1 protein-coding gene is annotated in these 245 nt (G+C 64.5%); it reads right to left on the reverse strand.

The window, feature by feature from the left end:
• Positions 1 to 240 (reverse strand): 50S ribosomal protein L13 (gene rplM, locus ACEN88_RS36065; RefSeq protein WP_413347178.1); only part of this gene is annotated, 240 nt, incomplete at its 3' end.
• Between the last annotated feature and the right edge of the window lie 5 nt (positions 241 to 245).

Raw genomic sequence — 245 nt, forward strand, 5'->3', positions numbered from 1 at the left:
GCCCGAGTGACGGTAGTAGAGCTTCTCGGCCAGCTTGGAGCCGGTGAGGGCCACCTTGTCGGCGTTGATGACGATGACGAAGTCGCCCATGTCCATGTGGGGGGCGAAGGTCGGCTTGTGCTTGCCGCGCAGCAGTGCTGCCACGTGGCTGGCCAGACGGCCGAGCACGACGTCGTTGGCGTCGATGATCAGCCAGTTCGGCTGAACGTCAGCCGGCTTGGGGGAGAAAGTGCGCGTCACAGTAG

This window comes from Massilia sp. CT11-108 (assembly GCF_047302915.1).
Lineage (GTDB): Bacteria > Pseudomonadota > Gammaproteobacteria > Burkholderiales > Burkholderiaceae_D > Telluria > Telluria orientalis.